A 16,341-nucleotide genomic window follows, 5' to 3' on the forward strand; every position below is an offset into this window, starting at 1 on the left:
GCCCCGGTACCCAGTCTTCTCCTCCCCGAACGGGCGTCCACCGGCGGGGATGTCGCGTGGCGCACAGTGGCTGTGGGTCGCGCAGCGCGTTACCCACCGGGCAAGATGTCACGAACCACATCCCTGAAGGGTCGCCTGAGCTGCGGGGCTCGATCAGCCCGCCCGGGCGCGCCGAGCCGAAGCCAGGAGACGACATGTCCGATTTCAAACCGGGCCTGGAGGGCGTCGTAGCCTTCGAGACCGAGATCGCCGAACCCGACCGCGCGGGGGGATCACTGCGCTACCGGGGCGTGGACATCGAGGACCTGATCGGCCAGGTCTCGTTCGGCAACGTCTGGGCACTGCTGGTGGACGGCCGGTTCGGCCCGGGCCTGCCGCCGGCCGAGCCGTTCCCGGTGCCGGTTCACTCCGGTGACATCCGCGTCGACGTGCAGTCCGCGGTCGCCATGCTGGCCCCGTACTGGGGGCTCAACCAGCTTCTCGACATCTCCGACGAGCAGGCCCGCGAGGACCTGGCCCGGGTGTCGGTCACCGCGCTGTCATTCGTCGCCCAGTCGGCGCGCGGCCTGGGCCTGCCGGCCGTGCCGCAGAAGGAGATCGACAAGGCGGAGACCATCGTCGAGCGGTTCATGAAGCGCTGGCGCGGTGAGCCCGACCCGCGGCACGTCAAGGCCGTCGACGCGTACTTCATCTCGGCCGCCGAGCACGGCCTGAACGCCTCCACCTTCACCGCCCGGATCGTCGCCTCCACCGGCGCGGACGCCGCGGCCTGCATCTCCTCCGGCATCGGCGCGCTCTCCGGCCCGCTGCACGGCGGCGCCCCGTCCCGGGTGCTCAGCATGCTGGAGGCGGTCGAGCGCAGTGGCGACGCCGACGGATACGTCAAGGGCGTCCTGGACCGGGGCGAGCGCCTGATGGGCTTCGGCCACCGGGTCTACCGGGCCGAGGACCCGCGCGCCCGTGTGCTGCGGCGTACCGCCAAGGAGCTGGGCGCGCCCCGCTTCGAGGTCGCCGAGGCGCTGGAGAAGGCCGCGCTGGCCGAGCTGCAGGCCCGCCGCCCGGACCGCGTCCTCGCCACAAACGTCGAGTTCTGGTCCGCGGTGGTGCTGGACTTCGCCGAGGTGCCGGCGCACATGTTCACCTCGATGTTCACCTGCGCCCGGATGGGCGGCTGGTCGGCGCACATCCTGGAGCAGAAGAAGCTCCAGCGGCTGGTCCGGCCGTCGGCCACGTACGTCGGCCACGGCCCGCGCAAGCCGCAGCAGGTCGAGGGCTGGGACGCCATCCCGCACGGCGTCTGACGTGTAAGGAAGGGGCCCCGCTTAACGCCTCCGGTAGAGGCGGGGCCCCTTCTTAACGCCCGCCTCCGTGCCCACGAGGCGCTGCGCCGCTGTGGCGCACGACTCAGCGCCGACAGTGGGACCAGCCGCCGGTCCGGGCCGCCCGGGTGGGAGGATGAAGGCCGGCAGCGCTGCCGGCCGGGTTCGGACCCCGGCCGCCTCGTGCGCCCGGCGCACGCCCGGCCATCGGTCCGCGCCCGCACCAAGGGCCCGTCCCGCCCACGCGGAAGGATCAAGACAACCGTGGCTGACGCACCGACCATCCGGATTCCCGACGAGATCAGGCCCGCCGACGGACGATTCGGCTGCGGCCCGTCCAAGGTCCGTCCGGCCGCGGTCTCCGCCCTCTCCGACGTCGCCACCAGCTACCTGGGCACGTCGCACCGGCAGAAGACGGTCCGCGACCAGGTGTCCCGGCTGCGCCGCGGCCTGGCCGAGTTCTTCTCCCTGCCCGAGGGGTACGAGGTGGTGCTCGGCAACGGCGGCACCACCGCGTTCTGGGAGGTCGCCACGTTCGGCCTGATCCGCGACCGGGCCCAGTTCGCCAGCTTCGGCGAGTTCGGCGCCAAGTTCGCCAAGTCGGTCAAGGACGCACCGTTCCTCGGTGAGCCGACCGTGCGCAAGTCCGACGCGGGCAGCGCCCCGTCGCTCGTGGCCGAGGCCGGCGTGGACGTCTACGCCACCCCGCACAACGAGACCTCCACCGGCGTCGCGGTGCCGATCAGCCGGGTCGCGGGCGCCGACGAGGGCTCGCTGCTGCTGGTCGACGCCACCTCCGGCGCGGGCGGGCTGGACGTGGACGTCGCCCAGACCGACGTCTACTACTTCGCCCCGCAGAAGTGCTTCGGCTCCGACGGCGGGCTCTGGCTGGCCCTGATGTCGCCGGCCGCGCTGGCCCGGGCCACCGAGGTCAAGGAGTCCGGCCGGTACATCCCGGCCTTCCTCGACCTGGTCACCGCGATCGACAACTCGCGGCTGGAGCAGACGTACAACACCCCGGCGCTGGCGACCATCTTCCTGGCCGCGGAGCAGACCGACTGGATGAACTCCCAGGGCGGGCTGGCCTGGGCGGCCAAGCGCACCGCCGAGAGCGCCGGCATCGTGTACGGCTGGGCCGAGCGCTCGTCGTTCGCCACGCCGTTCGTGTCGGACCCGGCGCTGCGGTCCAACGTGGTCGCCACCATCGACTTCGCCGACGAGGTGGACGCCACGGCGATCGCCAAGGCGCTGCGCGCCAACGGCATCGTCGACACCGAGCCGTACCGCAAGCTGGGCCGCAACCAGCTGCGGGTGGCGCTGTTCCCGGCCGTCGAGCCGGCCGACGTCGAGGCGCTCACCGCGTCCATCGACTACGTGGTGGAGCGACTCTGATCACGTCGTGACGGTGCGTGGCCGTCGGGGCCCCGGCGGCCACCCACCGTGATCGTTACCGCAGCTCAGTCACGACATGCCGGGGTGTCGCAGTCCCCATCGGCGGGTAGATGAGCGTACGGTGGTGCGAGACGCCCGGGTGGCCGGCTCCCGTGGCGTGACGGCCAGCGAAGCGGGACGGAGGCAAGCCCATGCGCCCAGTACGCTTCGTCGCCCTCTCCGAGGACGGCCAGGCCCTGGTGCTCGCCGACGAGGTGGGGCGCCTGCTGGCGCTGCCCATCGACGAGCGGATCGCGTCGGCGCTGCACGCCGAGCCGGGCGCCCCGCCGCTCGCTGTGGTGCCGAGCGCCACCGACCCGACGCCGTCGCTGTCCCCACGCGACATCCAGGCCCGGATCCGGTCCGGCGAGTCCGCGGAGGACGTCGCCCGCATCGCCGGCGTACCAGTCGACCGGGTGCTGCGTTACGCCGGTCCGGTGCTCCAGGAGCGGGCCATGCTCGCCCAGCACGCCCGCCGCACCCGGCTCAAGGGCGCGGAGAAGCCGACCCCGCTGGCCGAGGTCGTCAACGGCCGGCTGGCCCAGCACGGCATCGACACCGAGAAGATCTCGTGGGACGCCTACCGCCGCGACGACGGCACCTGGCGGATCATCGCGACCTGGCCGTCCGGCAAGGCCACCGCCCAGGCGGTGTGGGACCTGGACAAGACCCGGCAGAACGTCGCCCCGCACGACGACATGGCGCAATACCTGTGCGCCGAGCGGCCCACGCCGATCCTCGGCCAGGAGCCGGCGCCGGAGCGGGGCGGTCACGCGCTGCCCGGTCCGTCGCGCGGCGAGCCGAGCCGGGGTGGGCACGGCCTGCCGGCCGCCTCCGAGCATGCCCGTCCGGGGCGTGACCCGATCCGCGCCGGCCGGGACGCGCTGCTCGCCTCGCTGGACCGGCCGCTCGGCGGCACGTCCGGGCGTGGTCTCGACACCCGCTCCCCGGCTGCGCTGGCCGGGCAGGAGGCGCCCCGTCAGCGGGCCGTCGCCGGTGGTGCCGCCGCGCTGCTCGGTGGTGGGCAGGGTTCGGCCTTCGACGACGACTCGGACGCGCCGAAGGAGATCCCGGCCGTACCCTCGCTGGCCGTGCTGCGGCCCCGCCGCACCGGCCCCGCGGCGGCGACCGGCGGTGCGGCAGCCGAGTCCACCGATGCCGGTGGCAAGCCGCGCAAGCGGTTGCCGAGCTGGGACGACGTGCTGTTCGGCACCGGCCCGGCGGCCCGCGAATCATCCTGATCCACCGCTCCACCCTGGCTCGTTGAGAGGGCACTCTAAGTGCCGGCGTGCCAGGGTGGAGTCATGGAGTACACGAACCTGGGACGCACCGGTCTGTCCGTGAGCCGACTCTGCCTCGGCACGATGAACTTCGGTCCGCAGACCGACGAGCCGGACAGTTTCGCCATCATGGACCGGGCGCTCGAACACGGGATCAACTTCTTCGACACCGCGAACGTCTACGGCTGGAAGCTCGGTGAGGGCGTCACCGAGCAGATCGTCGGCCGCTGGTTCGCGCAGGGCGGCGGGCGCCGCGACAAGGTCGTCCTCGCCACCAAGGTGTACGGCAAGATGGGCGAGTGGCCCAACGAGCAGGGCCTGAGCGCCCGGCACATCATCCGGGCCTGCGAGGACTCGCTGCGCCGGCTCCAGACCGACACGATCGACCTCTACCAGATGCACCACATCTCCCGGACCACGCCGTGGGAGGAGATCTGGCAGGCGATGGAGACGCTCGTCGCCCAGGGCAAGGTGCTCTACGTCGGATCGTCCAACTTCGCCGGCTGGCACATCGCGCAGGCGCAGGCCGCGGCCGGCAAGCGCAACTTCCTCGGGCTCGTCTCCGAGCAGTGCATCTACAACCTGCTGACCCGGTACGTCGAACTGGAGGTCGTCCCGGCCGCGCAGCACTACGGGCTGGGCATCATCCCCTGGTCGCCGCTGCACGGCGGGCTGCTCTCCGGCATCATCCGCAAGATGGCCGAGGGCAGCGCGGCGCGCGGCACCACCGGCCGCTCGGCCGACGCGCTGGCCGAGCACCGGAACACCATTGAGGCGTACGAGAAGCTCTGCGCCGACCTGGGCCACGACCCGGCGGATGTGGCGCTGGCGTGGCTGCTGTCCCGGCCGGGCGTGACCGCTCCGATCGTCGGTCCGCGCACCATGGACCAGCTCGACCGCAACCTGGGCGCCCTCGACGTCCAGCTGGACGAGTCGACGCTGACCCGCCTCGACGAGCTGTTCCCGCCGGTCGGCAACGGCGGTCCCGGCCCCGAAGCCTGGGCCTGGTAGGTGTAAGGAAGGGCCCCTTCTTAACGCCTCCGGTAGAGGAGGGGCCCCTTCTTAACGCCCCGCCCGCATCAACTCCCCGCCCGCATCAACTCCCCGCCGCCAGCGCCCACGCGGCGACGGGGGTGTAGCGCGGCGTACGGCCCAGGTGGCTGCGGATCAGGAGCACCTCGCCGGCCGTCCACTGCGGCCCGGCGTAGTCGTGCAGCGTGTGCACGTCCGAGCGGACGTCGGCCTCGGGCACCCGGTCGCCGGGGCGGGCGATGGTCAGGTGCGCCCGGAACGGCTTGTCGTCGCAGGGCAGCCCGGCCTCGCGCAGCCCGCCACGGATCGACAGGGCGAGCGCGTCGAGCGCCTCGACCTCGCCGCGCACGTCGACCCAGAGCACAGTGGACCGGCCCTCACCGAAACAGCCGCCACCGGCCAGGCACAGCCGCGGGGAGCGAGCCGTCCGGGCGGCCGAGGCGAGCGCGTGCTTCACGTCGGCCAGCCGGTCGTCCGGCACCTCGCCGAGGAAGGCGAGCGTGAGGTGCAGGTTCGCCGGGTCGGCGAGGCGGGCGTGGCGGGCGGCCGCGACCCGCAGGCCCTTCATCCGGGCGGTCAGGTCCGCGACGACCACGGCAGGTGGATAGATCGCCGCGAAGAGACGCACCCGGTCAGCGGTGCCGCTGGTGGTGCGCGGCGCGCGCGGCCGGCAGGGTCAGCCCGGCGGCGTGCAGCAGCCCTTCGACGCGTACCCGTTCGATCTCCCGGTCGACGCCGTCCAGTTCGGCCAGGTGTTCGGCGATGCCGAGCGCGTGGCAGGCGGCGCGCAGCCGTTCGTCGTACGCCTCGATGACCGCGCCGTGCCACACCACGCTGCGGTCGGCGGCGGCGAGCCGGTGGCCGCCGAGCCGGCGCAGGTCGGTGGCGAGTTGTTCCAGCGGGCGGCGGCCGTCCTTGTCGAACTCGGTGAGGTCGATGTCGCGGGTCAGCGCCTCGGCCTCGATGGCCCGGTCGAGCCGCGCGATGGTACGGCGTTCCCGGCGCTGCTCCCGCCACTCGGCCCATCCGCAGGCGACCCGATCGATGATCTCGTCGGCGCAGAACAGCAGCGCGAACAGGGCAGGCAGGCAGCAGACGGCGAGGATCGCCAGCGCCAGCAGCAGTCCCTGCCCCACTTCCACACATCGACGCTAAGCCCTGCCGCACCGGCCCGCCACCCGTTTGGGTAATCGGGCCGGTACGACCGGCTATCAGGGCTACTTGGCGCCGGGCGAAACCACGTAGAAGCGGGGCATCGGCAGCACCCGCATCCGCAGCCGGGCGCCGGAGCGGCGCAGCTGCCAGGTGAGCGCCAGCAGCGCGGCGGTGAGCGAGATCAGACCGCCGGCCCAGATGCTCGCGCCCGCGCCGTACGTCTCGGCGACCCAGCCGATCAGCGGCGCGCCGACCGGGTTGGTGCCCAGGAACACCAGCACCCACAGCGCCATCACCCGTCCCCGGAAGGACGCGTCGACACCGAGCTGTACGCGCTGGTTGGCGGCCTGGGCAAAGTAGATCATGAAGAACCCGGCGGGCAGCAGCAGCGTCACGACCATCCAGTACGCCGGGGCGAGCCCGACGAGCGTGCCGAAGATCGCGCAGCCGATCGCGGCGCCGAGCACGAGCCAGACCGAGGGCCGGCTGCGCCGTCCGGTGCCGGCCAGCGCCCCGACCAGCGCGCCGGCCGCGAGGGCGGTGCTGAACAGGCCGAACGAGGCGGCACCGGTGTTGAATACGGTCTTCGCGAGCGCGGCGAGGGTGAGCTGGAAGTTGAACAGGCTCATCCCGATCACCGACATGAGGACCATCGGCAGCAGGATGTCCGGGCGGCGTGCCACGTACCGGAGGCCGTCGACCACCCGGGCCTGGTCCCGCTCGCCGACCGGCGGCAGGTCCTTGCGGTGCAGCTCGTCGGTACGCATCCGGACCACGTTGACCAGCGGGGCGATCGAGCTGAGCGCGGTGACCAGGAAGACCGGGCCGACGTCGACGACGGCGATGGCCAGGCCGGCGACGGCCGGGCCGACGATCCGGGCGGAGTTGAACACTGCCGCGTTGAGCGAGAGCGCGTTCGGCAGCAGCGGCATGCCGACCAGCTCGGAGACGAACGCCTGGCGGACCGGCGTCTCGACCGCGTTGGCGACGCCGAGCAGGGCGGCGAACGTGAAGACGTGCCAGAGCTGCACCAGGCCGGTGAGGACCAGGATGCTCATGGCGAGCGACAGCACGGTCCAGAAGGCGTTGGCGACGAAGAGCAGCATCCGCTTGTCGTAGCGGTCGGCGAGCCGGCCGGACAGCAGCGTGAGCAGGAGTACGGGGGTGAACTGCAACGCGGTGACCACGCCGAGCGCGGTCGCGGAGTTGTCGCTGAGCTCGAGGACGAGCCAGTCCTGGGCGATGAACATCATCCAGACGCCGATCAGTTTGATCAGCTGCCCGGTGGCGAAGAGTCGATAGTTGCGGACTCGTAGGGACTGGAACATCGTGCTCAGCTTGGCCTGCACTCTAGGTGCGCCTCCTCGCGTCGGTACGCTTCATCCACAGCTGACGAAGCGAACCGCGGGCGGCGGTGTCAGGCGCGAGCGATGCCCTGGAGGATGTCCGCTGCTCGCCGTAGCGTCTCGCGTTCGTCCTCGGTCAGCGCGGCCAGCCGGGTGGCCAGCCACTCGTTGCGGGCCCGCTCGAACTGGTCGAGTACGGCCCTTCCCCCTTCGGTCGCCGCCAGGATGACCTGCCGTCCGTCGGTCGGATGGGGGGTGCGCTGCACGAGGCCGCGCTCCTCCAACTTCGCGACGATCTTCGTCATCGTGGGCGGCTGCACCCGTTCGACATCAGCCAGTTCCCGTGGCGTGAGGGCGCCCGCCAGGTTGAGGCTGGTGAGCGCCGACAGCTGGGTGACCGTGAGGTCGCCGACCGGCCGGGCTTGTCGTACCCGCCGGTTGAGCCGGGTGATCGCATCTCGCAGCTGAGGAGCCAGCTGCGCCGGTGGCACGCGTTTCGCCGTCACCGTCCGCTCCGTCACACTAGTTAGCCTAACTAATGAGCCTGGCTAACGACATGCGTTATGACCAGGCTCACCAGCGTCAGAGCAGCACGGACTCGACCGGCCCGCGCAGGAAGTACACGATGAACAGCACGGCGACCCCGTACAGGAGCGGGTGGACCTCCCGGGCCTTACCCTTCGCCACCTTCAGCAGTACGAAGCTGATCACACCGGCCCCGATGCCGTTCGAGATCGAATAGGTGAACGGCATCAGCGCGATGGTGAGGAACGCCGGGATGGCGATCTCGTAGTCGGTCCAGTCGATCGTGCGGACCGCCGTCATCATCAGGAAGCCGACCACCACCAGCGCCGTCGACGCGGCCTCGAACGGCACGATCAGCGACAGCGGTGCCAGGAACATGGCGAGCAGGAACAACGCGCCGGTGACCAGGTTGGCCACGCCGGTCCGCGCACCCTCCGCAACGCCTGCGGCGCTCTCGATGTACGACGTGTTGCTGGACACCGAGGCCGCGCCACCCGCGGCGGCGGCGATCGAGTCGACCAGCAGGATCTCCTTGGCCTTCGGCGGGGTGCCCGTCTCGTCGAGCATGTCCCCTTCCTGGCCGATCGCGACCATCGTGCCCATGGTGTCGAAGAAGTCCGTGATCAGCAGCGTGAAGATGAACATCAGCGGCACCAGCCAGCCGACCCGGCTCCACGAGTTCAGCACGTTGAACTGGCCCAGCAGCGACAGGTCGGGCAGGTCCACGATCTGTTTGGGCAGCTCGGGCACGTTCAGCGCCCAGCCCTTCGGGTTCGGCTTGCCGTCGACGAAGGACGGGCCGACGTTGGCGATCGCCTCGACCACGATGGCCAGCACGGTGGAGGCCAGGATGCCGATCAGGATCGCGCCGCGGACCCGGCGTACCACCAGGACCAGCGTGATCAGCAGGCCGACCACGAAGACGAGCATCGGCCAGCTGACGATCTTGCCGTTGATGCCCAGCCCGACCGGCACCGTGGAGTTCGCGGCGTCCGGCACGCGCCTGACGAAACCGGCGTCGACCAGGCCGATGATGGTCAGGAACAGACCGATGCCGACGCCGATCGCGGTCTTGAGCTGCGTGGGCACCGAGCGGAACACCGCGGTACGCAGTCCGGTGAGCACCAGGATGCCGATCAGCACACCCTCGATGACCACCAGGCCCATCGCATCCGCCCAGGTCATCTGGGGCGCGATCTCATAGGCGACGAGCGCGTTCACGCCCAGACCGGCCGCGAGCGCGATCGGGAACCGGGCCACCACGCCCATCAGGATGGTCATCAGGCCGGCGACCAGCGCGGTCGCCGCGGCGAGCGCCGGGATGGCCAGCGAACGGCCGTCGCCGTCCTTACCGCTGCCCAGGATCAGCGGGTTCAACACCACGATGTACGCCATCGTGAAGAACGTGGCGAAGCCGCCTCGCAACTCCCGGCTCAGCGTCGACCCGCGCGCCGAGATCAGGAAGAAGCGGTCGAAGGCGTTTCGTGGATGCGCGGGATCGGGCGGTGTGCCGTGATCCGGCGGCGGGGCAATGGACATGGTTCCTCATCTGGTCATCGGCCGGGTTTTGTCGCGCGCATCGTCCCAGATCACCTGGCAGGCAGGGAAGAACGATCACGTAGGCTGGGCCGGTGTCACAGGAGCAACAGCCGCGGCCGGAGCCGCTCGACCCGCCGATGGTGCCGTTCGCCGTCGCCGGGCTGATCGCCTGGGCGGTGGCCGGCCTGGTGCTGCTGATCTTCTTCCGGGACTGGCTCACCGAATCCGGGCGTCAGAACTGGCTCTGGACCTGTCTGGCCGGTTTCCTGTGGGGCTTTCCCGGCTTGGCGGTGATGATGCGGCACGACGCCAACCGGCGTCGCCGACGCGCTGCCGAAGCGCAGCGAGCGCGCTGACCCGTCAGGGGTGGCCGTACGGCTCCGCCGGTTCGGCCGCCTCCACCGAGCCCGGGGCCCGGCTGACGGTCATGGCCTCGACCGCGCTGTCGTCGTAGACGGTGGGCAGCTCGTCCACGGACGTCTCGGCCGCTTCGATCATCGTCTCCGAGTGCGCGCCGCAACCGTGGTCGGCGCTCACCACCCGGCCGTCGTCAGGGGCGTAGAAATTGCCGCAGGCACCGAACGCCAGGCGCAGCGAACCGGCGAGCGGCAGGTAGAAACCGCAGGTGCCGCAGCGTGCGGCGGCCGGCGCGGCGGCCGAGATCGCGGCGTCCGGGCCGTGGTCCCCGTCGTACCACCGCTGGGCGGCCTCGGCGCGGCCCTCCCGGGACAGCACCCGGGCCCGGCCCAGGCCCAGCTCCCAGGCGGTCTCCTCCACTGCGGGGTCGTCGGAGAGCAGGTAGCCGGGGGCGAGCCGCTCGTCGTCGGCCGGGGTGGGCAGCAGGTCGCCCGGACCCAGGTCGCCCGGCTTGAGCCGCTCCTGCCAGGGCAGCCAGCCCGGAGCGAGAAGCGCGTCCGGGCCGGGCAGCAGCACCGTCTCGCAGATGGTGACGTGCCGGCTGCGCGGCACCCGGGTCACAGTGACGGCCCAGCGCCAGCCGCGGTAACCGGCCATCCGGCATTCGAAGTAGTGGGTGACGACCCGGTCGCCCTCGGCGACCGCCTGGAGATGATCGCCGATGTCGGTGGGCTCCACCTCGGTGATCGCGTCGCGGGCCACCTCGACGGCGGCGGCGCAGACCTGGTCGAGCCGGGGAGCGCGGGCGGAGGCGGGCCTGGTCACCTGACCATTGTTCCCCATGCCCGTCCACGGGCGACAGGCACTCCCCGGAGTCATTCTCTCCGGGTGATGCGGCACACGCGGAGCGGATGGGCGAGGATGGGACGCATGGCGCTGTCCTCCCGCTCCGGCCGCTCCTTTCTCGGGCGGACCGTCGGCACCGGCATCCGCGCCACCCGGCTGCTGCTGCGGGGCTCGCTGCACGGCGGACGCTGGATGACCCGGCGTGCCGGCACCGCCCGGGCCCGCAGCGCCGGCAACGAGGTGGGCATGGTCCGCCTGTTCGACCTGCACGCGCTCTCCTGCGCCGGTGACACGCTCATCGCGATCGGCCTGGCCGGGACGATCTTCTTCGACGTGCCGCTGGGCGAGGCGCGCAACAAGGTGGCCCTCTACCTGCTGGTGACCATGGTCCCGTTCGCCATGCTCGCCCCGGTGGTCGGCCCGCTGCTCGACCACTTCCGCCACGGCCGGCGGTACGCGTTGGCCACCACCATGCTGGGCCGGGCGTTCCTGGCCTGGTTGATCTCCGACTACATCGGCGGCTTCGGGCTCTACCCGGCGGCGTTCGGCGTGCTCGCGCTCTCCCGGGCGTACGGGGTGGCCCGCTCGGCGGCGGTCCCCCGGCTGCTCCCGGAAGGGCTGGGGCTGTCCCAGGTCGGGGCGCGCGCGAGCGTCTACGGCACTGTGGCCGGCGCGCTCGTCGCACCGATCGGCCTGGCCGCGTTCTGGTTCGGGCCGCAGTGGCCGCTGCGGGTCGCCTCGGTGATCTTCCTGATCGGCATGGTGATCTCGCTCCGGCTGCCGCCGAAGGCCGACTCCGAGCCGCCGGAGCGGATGCCGCACCCGCTGCGCGCGCTGCGCCGCCGCGACGGCGAGCGCCCGCTGGGCCGGGGTCGCCCCAGTGGCCGGCTGGTGATCGCCACGCTGATCGGCGCGGCGGCGCTACGCGGGCTCTACGGCTTCCTGCTGCTGTTCCTGGCCTTCGCGATCAAGGCCGGTGACCTGACCACCGACTTCTTCGGTCGCGACCTCGGCGCCCAGGGCGCGCTGGGCCTGGTCGGCGGCGCGCTGGCGGTCGGCACGTTCCTGGCCACCGCGCTCGGCACCCGTCTGCGCATCCACCGGCCGACAGCGCTCCAGTCCAGCGGCACGATCGTGGTGGCCGGTGTGGCGGTGCTCGCCGCGCTGAAGTTCTCGCTGCCGATGGTGGCGCTGCTGTGCCTGGTCGCGGCGATGATGAGCGGGATCGCCAAGCTGGCGGTGGACGCCTCGATCCAGGAACGCATCCCGGAGCGGCTGCGCGCCAGCTCGTTCGCGCACTCGGAGACCGCGCTGATGCTGGCGTTCGTGGCCGGGGGCGGGCTCGGGCTGGTGCCGTTCACCGGCCTGATCGGGGTGACCGTCGCCGCCGCGGTGGCCGCGCTGGTGGCCGTACGCGGCGTGCTGGTCGCCGGCAAGCTGCGCGGTGAGCATCTGGCCGGCCGGCCGCTCGGCGACGAGGAACTGGCGGCGGAGCAGGCGACCCGCGCCGAGAAACCGGCCACCACCTCGTTCGACGACCCGGCGCCCACGTCACCGGCGCCCCAGCGTTCCGGCCCGCCGCCGGACGACGACGGGCTGGCCCCGCCCGGCTTCCACATCTACCGGCCGTCCTCCTCCGTGGGCGGGCCGGGCGGCGTCGAGGACACCGAGCGGCGCGACCCCCGGGGGCCGGTGGCGTGACCGGTCTGCTCGTGGTCACGGCCGTACCGGCCGAGGCCGAGGCGATCCGTGCCGGCCTCACCGCACCGGCAGCGCCGAACGGGACTGCATCGCCGGACGGGACTGCATCGTCGGACGGGACTGCACCGCCGGACGTGACGGTGCTGCCGGTCGGGGTCGGCCCGGCCGTCGCCGGGGCCGCCACGGCACGGGTGCTGGCGCTGGCCGAGGCGGCCGGGCGGCCGTACCGGGCGGTGGTCAGCGCCGGCATCGCCGGAGGGTTCGTCGGCCGGGTCGCGGTGGGCGGCACTGTGCTCGCCGACCGCAGCGTCGCCGCCGACCTCGGTGCCGAGTCACCGGCCGGGTTCATCCCGGTCGAGGACCTGGGCATGCCTCCCGAACTACTCGGCGGCGGCCGGATCGTGCTCGCCGATCCGGGCCTGCTGGCCCGTCTGCGCGCCGCGCTGCCCGCAGCCACCGTCGGCACCGTGCTCACCGTCAGCACGGTGACCGGCACCGCCGCGAGCACGGCGGCCCTCGCCGAACGGCACCCGGACGCGGTGGCCGAGGCGATGGAGGGGTACGGCGTGGCGGTCGCCGCCGCCCAGGCCGGTGTGCCCTTCGCCGAGCTGCGCACCGTCTCCAACCCGATCGGACCGCGTGACCGGAGCGCGTGGCGGATGCGGGAGGCGTTCGCCGCGCTCACCGCCGCGGCGGCCGCCCTTCAGTGATCCATCCACCTGTGGACAACCCTGTGGATAAGTCGCCGGGCTGGGGACGGCGGGCTCAGATCGTGATGACGACCTTGGCTCGCGCGTGCTCGGTTTCGAGGTAGCGGACGGCCTCGGGCACCTCGCGCAGCGGATGCGTCCGGTCGACCACAGGCGTGAGCCGGCCCGCCTCGGCGTGCTCGCGCAGCACGTCGAGGTGGGCCCGGCCGGGTGACGTGGCGAGGACGACGACGCGCTGCCTGACGACCGGCGCGAGCAGCCGTCCGCGCGCCAGCAGCCCGATCGGGCCGAGCAGGCTGCCGCCCCGGTAGACGCCGCCACCGGAGAGCACGAGCGTCCCGTCCGGCGTGAGCGCCCGCCGCAACGCGGTCAGGGGGCGGTTGCCGACCAGGTCGAACACCACGTCGTGGCGGCGCCCGTCGCGGGTGAAGTCGTCGCGGGTGTAGTCGACCACGTGGTCGGCGCCCAGGGAACGGACCAGCTCGACGTTGCGGGTGCGGCACACGCCTGTCACAGTCGCGCCGAGTGCCTTCGCCAACTGGACGGCGAGCGTGCCGACGCCGCCGGAGGCCCCGTTGATCAGGACGCGGTGGCCGGGCCGGACCTGCCCGGCGTCGCGCAGGCCCTGGAGCGCGGTGACCCCCGCCAGCGGCAGTGCTGCCGCCTGCGCCGCCGTCAGGTTCGCCGGCCGCGGCGCGACCAGGTGCTCGGGCACGCACACGTACTCGGCGAACGCGCCGTCGGCCTCGCCGAGGTCACCGAAGACGGTGTCGCCGGGGCGTACCTGCCGCACCTGGGCGCCGACGGCCTCGACCCGGCCGGCGAAGTCCCGGCCACGGATGCGGGCGCGGGGCCGCGCGAGGCCGAGCGCCAGCCGCGACAGCCGGGGGTCGCCGCGCATGACGTGCCAGTCGTACGCGTTCAACGCGGCGGCCTCGACCCGGACGAGGACGTCGCCGGGGCCGGGCGCGGGCGTCTCGACGTCGGCGAGCACGAGTGTCTCCGGGGGGCCGTACCGCTCCTGGACGATCGCCTTCATGTCGCCACTCCCTCCCAGGTGTACGGCGTACACCATCATGGGACAAGGCTAGGTGTACGCCGTACACCAGTCAAGACGGTTACTGTGTCAACGGCCACCGGGAGGACTGGGGACGACATGGCGGAGCAGACGGAGACGGTGCGCCGGACACCCCTGACCAGGGATCGCGTCCTGCGTACCGCAGTCGTGCTCGCCGACCGGACCGGCATCGAGTCGCTGAGCATGCGCAACCTCGCGCAGGACCTGGGCGTCGTGCCGATGGCCCTCTACAAGCACGTGGCGAACAAGGACGAACTGCTCGACGGCATGATCGACATCGTCGTCGCGGAGATCGACCCGCCGGCGGCCGGCGACTGGAAGCAGTCGATCCGCCGGCGCATCCTGTCGGCGCGGCAGATGCTGCTCCGCCACCCGTGGGCGTCGCTGGCGATCGAGTCCCGGACCACGCCCACGCCGGCCGTCCTCGCGTACCTCGACTCGACAGTGGGCGCGCTGCGGGCGGGCGGGTTCTCCACTGACCTGGCCCACCACGTCATGCACGCGCTGGGCAGCCGCGTGCTGGGCTTCAGCCAGGAGCTGTTCGACACCTCCCGGCAGGCGGGCCGGTCCGGCGCGACGAGCGCCGACCCGCCGGCGGACCTGCCGCCGGAGGCGGCCGCCCGGTTCCCGCACCTCGCGGCCATCGCCACCGCCGCGTCCCACGACGACGACTCGGTGGTCGGCCCGGGCTGCGACGACCAGTTCGAGTTCGAATTCGCGCTGGACCTGCTGCTCGACGGCATCGAGCGGCTGCACCGGAACGGCTGGACGTCACACCGGACGGGGTGACGGGCCGCCCGGCCGCCGGGGTTACGGTGGGACCGTGGCGCTCTCCCTGGCGATCTCCCCCTGCCCCAACGACACGTTCGTCTTCGACGCCCTGGTGCACGGCCGGGTGCCGGGCGCGCCGGCGGTCGAGGTGACCTACGCGGACGTCGACGTCACGAACACCGCCGCCGAGCGGGGCGCGTTCGACCTGGTGAAGGTCAGCTACGCGGCGCTGCCCTGGCTGCTCGACGACTACCACCTGCTGCCCTGCGGCGGCGCGCTCGGCCGGGGCTGCGGGCCGCTGGTGCTGACCCGTGGCGACCGGACCGACCTGTCCGGCGCGACGGTGGCGGTGCCCGGCGAGCGGACCACCGCGTACCTGCTGTTCCGCCTCTGGGCGGCCGACCAGGCACCGGCGCGGATCGAGGTGGTGCCGTTCCACGAGATCATGCCGGGCGTGGCCGCCGGCCGGTACGACGCGGGCCTGGTCATCCACGAGGCGCGCTTCACCTACCCGCGGCACGGGCTGACCGCCCTGGTCGACCTGGGCGAGTGGTGGGAGGGCGACACCGGGCTGCCGATCCCGCTCGGCGCGATCCTGGCCCGCCGGGGCGCCGTCGACCCGGTCGACGCCGCCGCATGGATCCGCGAGTCGGTACGCCAGGCGTGGGCCGACCCGGAGGCCAGCCGCGAGTACGTCCTTACGCACGCTCAGGAGATGGAGCCCGACGTGGTGGACCGGCACATCGGCCTCTACGTCAACGAGTTCACCGCCGACCTGGGAGAGGCCGGCTTCGCCGCCGTGGAGGCGCTGCTGGGCCGGGCCGCCGACGCCGGGCTCGTCCCTCAGACCTCCAGCTCGCGCGCCACCGCGTGGACCAGCTGAGCGATCTTCTGCGCGGTCTTCCGATCCGGGAAGCGACCCCGGCGCAGGTCCGGCTGGACCTTCGCCTCCAGCACCTTGATCATGTCTTCGACCAGGCCGTGGAGTTCCTCGGCCGGCCGGCGGCGCAGCTCCGCCACGGACGGCGGCGCCTCCAGCAGCTTGACCCCCATCGCCTGGGCGCCCCGCCGGCTGTCGACCACGCTGAAATCGACCCGCTGGCCACCCTTCAGGTCGGCGACACCCGCCGGTAGCGCGCCCTTCGGCAGGAACACGTCGCCACCCTCGTCACTGGTGACGAACCCGTACCCCTTGGCGGCGTCGTACCACTTCACTCGACCCGTCGGCACCTGTTGAACCCCGCTCCACTC

17 protein-coding genes are annotated in these 16,341 nt (G+C 72.5%); 9 read left to right on the plus strand and 8 right to left on the minus strand.

Going from position 1 to position 16,341, the window contains the following annotated elements; all coding sequences use genetic code 11:
- Nucleotides 1–194 precede the first annotated feature (194 nt).
- From BFV98_RS16760 to BFV98_RS16775, 4 genes are all read left to right on the plus strand, one after another.
- Complete coding sequence (locus tag BFV98_RS16760; RefSeq protein WP_013283721.1) at nucleotides 195–1,301, plus strand: citrate synthase 2; 1,107 nt, start codon at nucleotides 195–197, stop codon at nucleotides 1,299–1,301.
- Nucleotides 1,302–1,583: 282 nt separating this feature from the next.
- The gene (gene serC, locus BFV98_RS16765) at nucleotides 1,584–2,711 is read left to right on the plus strand and encodes a phosphoserine transaminase (protein WP_013283720.1); all 1,128 of its coding nucleotides are present in this window, start codon (nucleotides 1,584–1,586) and stop codon (nucleotides 2,709–2,711) included.
- A 191-nt stretch (nucleotides 2,712–2,902) separates the two neighbouring features.
- On the plus strand, nucleotides 2,903–3,991 hold the full coding sequence (gene sepH / locus BFV98_RS16770; RefSeq protein WP_013283719.1) for a septation protein SepH: 1,089 nt from the start codon (nucleotides 2,903–2,905) through the stop codon (nucleotides 3,989–3,991).
- Nucleotides 3,992–4,054: 63 nt separating this feature from the next.
- The gene (locus BFV98_RS16775; RefSeq protein ID WP_013473747.1) at nucleotides 4,055–5,041 is read left to right on the plus strand and encodes an aldo/keto reductase; all 987 of its coding nucleotides are present in this window, start codon (nucleotides 4,055–4,057) and stop codon (nucleotides 5,039–5,041) included.
- Between the two features lie 85 nt (nucleotides 5,042–5,126).
- On the opposite strand, the gene thpR is transcribed toward BFV98_RS16775, so the two are convergent.
- The 5 genes from thpR to BFV98_RS16800 form a co-directional block, all read right to left on the minus strand.
- On the minus strand, nucleotides 5,127–5,690 hold the full coding sequence (gene thpR / locus BFV98_RS16780) for an RNA 2',3'-cyclic phosphodiesterase (RefSeq protein ID WP_071097014.1): 564 nt from the start codon (nucleotides 5,688–5,690) through the stop codon (nucleotides 5,127–5,129).
- 4 nt (nucleotides 5,691–5,694) lie between these two features.
- The gene (locus BFV98_RS16785; protein ID WP_013283716.1) at nucleotides 5,695–6,204 is read right to left on the minus strand and encodes a hypothetical protein; all 510 of its coding nucleotides are present in this window, start codon (nucleotides 6,202–6,204) and stop codon (nucleotides 5,695–5,697) included.
- A 75-nt stretch (nucleotides 6,205–6,279) separates the two neighbouring features.
- Nucleotides 6,280–7,566 carry an MFS transporter gene (locus tag BFV98_RS16790; RefSeq protein WP_013283715.1) on the minus strand — a complete coding sequence of 429 codons (1,287 nt, stop codon included), beginning with the start codon at nucleotides 7,564–7,566 and terminating at the stop codon, nucleotides 6,280–6,282.
- Between the two features lie 68 nt (nucleotides 7,567–7,634).
- Complete coding sequence (locus BFV98_RS16795) at nucleotides 7,635–8,084, minus strand: MarR family winged helix-turn-helix transcriptional regulator (protein WP_030274920.1); 450 nt, start codon at nucleotides 8,082–8,084, stop codon at nucleotides 7,635–7,637.
- Nucleotides 8,085–8,145: 61 nt separating this feature from the next.
- On the minus strand, nucleotides 8,146–9,627 hold the full coding sequence (locus BFV98_RS16800; protein WP_013283713.1) for an NCS2 family permease: 1,482 nt from the start codon (nucleotides 9,625–9,627) through the stop codon (nucleotides 8,146–8,148).
- Nucleotides 9,628–9,719: 92 nt separating this feature from the next.
- Here BFV98_RS16800 and BFV98_RS16805 point away from each other — a divergent pair, with 92 nt between their 5' ends.
- Nucleotides 9,720–9,983: a DUF2530 domain-containing protein gene (locus BFV98_RS16805; RefSeq protein ID WP_013283712.1), complete on the plus strand. Its 264-nt coding sequence runs from the start codon at nucleotides 9,720–9,722 to the stop codon at nucleotides 9,981–9,983.
- A 4-nt stretch (nucleotides 9,984–9,987) separates the two neighbouring features.
- Here BFV98_RS16805 and BFV98_RS16810 read toward each other — a convergent pair whose 3' ends face one another.
- On the minus strand, nucleotides 9,988–10,827 hold the full coding sequence (locus BFV98_RS16810; protein ID WP_013283711.1) for a DUF3027 domain-containing protein: 840 nt from the start codon (nucleotides 10,825–10,827) through the stop codon (nucleotides 9,988–9,990).
- Between the two features lie 87 nt (nucleotides 10,828–10,914).
- On the opposite strand from BFV98_RS16810, the gene BFV98_RS16815 reads away from it, so the two are divergent.
- Together BFV98_RS16815 and BFV98_RS16820 are read left to right on the plus strand one after the other, a co-directional pair.
- On the plus strand, nucleotides 10,915–12,531 hold the full coding sequence (locus BFV98_RS16815) for an MFS transporter (RefSeq protein ID WP_013283710.1): 1,617 nt from the start codon (nucleotides 10,915–10,917) through the stop codon (nucleotides 12,529–12,531).
- Nucleotides 12,528–13,241 carry a futalosine hydrolase gene (locus BFV98_RS16820; RefSeq protein ID WP_071097015.1) on the plus strand — a complete coding sequence of 238 codons (714 nt, stop codon included), beginning with the start codon at nucleotides 12,528–12,530 and terminating at the stop codon, nucleotides 13,239–13,241. Before BFV98_RS16815 ends, BFV98_RS16820 begins: the two co-directional genes overlap by 4 nt.
- 55 nt (nucleotides 13,242–13,296) lie before the next feature.
- Here the strand turns inward: BFV98_RS16820 and BFV98_RS16825 are convergent, their stop codons facing one another.
- Nucleotides 13,297–14,280, minus strand: coding sequence for an NAD(P)-dependent alcohol dehydrogenase (locus BFV98_RS16825; protein ID WP_071097017.1), 984 nt, complete (start codon nucleotides 14,278–14,280; stop codon nucleotides 13,297–13,299).
- 117 nt (nucleotides 14,281–14,397) lie between these two features.
- On the opposite strand from BFV98_RS16825, the gene BFV98_RS16830 reads away from it, so the two are divergent.
- Together BFV98_RS16830 and BFV98_RS16835 are read left to right on the plus strand one after the other, a co-directional pair.
- Nucleotides 14,398–15,108, plus strand: a complete 711-nt coding sequence (locus BFV98_RS16830) for a TetR/AcrR family transcriptional regulator (RefSeq protein WP_013283707.1) — start codon at nucleotides 14,398–14,400, stop codon at nucleotides 15,106–15,108.
- A 34-nt stretch (nucleotides 15,109–15,142) separates the two neighbouring features.
- Entirely contained in the window at nucleotides 15,143–15,973 is an 831-nt protein-coding gene (locus tag BFV98_RS16835) for a 1,4-dihydroxy-6-naphthoate synthase (RefSeq protein WP_013283706.1), read from the plus strand.
- Here BFV98_RS16835 and BFV98_RS16840 read toward each other — a convergent pair.
- Nucleotides 15,934–16,320: a cold-shock protein gene (locus tag BFV98_RS16840; protein ID WP_026267952.1), complete on the minus strand. Its 387-nt coding sequence runs from the start codon at nucleotides 16,318–16,320 to the stop codon at nucleotides 15,934–15,936. The two genes, BFV98_RS16835 and BFV98_RS16840, sit on opposite strands and share 40 nt — an antisense overlap.
- Nucleotides 16,321–16,341: the final 21 nt, after the last annotated feature.

This window comes from Micromonospora sp. WMMB235, from assembly GCF_001855515.1.
Classification (GTDB): Bacteria; Actinomycetota; Actinomycetes; order Mycobacteriales; family Micromonosporaceae; genus Micromonospora; species Micromonospora aurantiaca.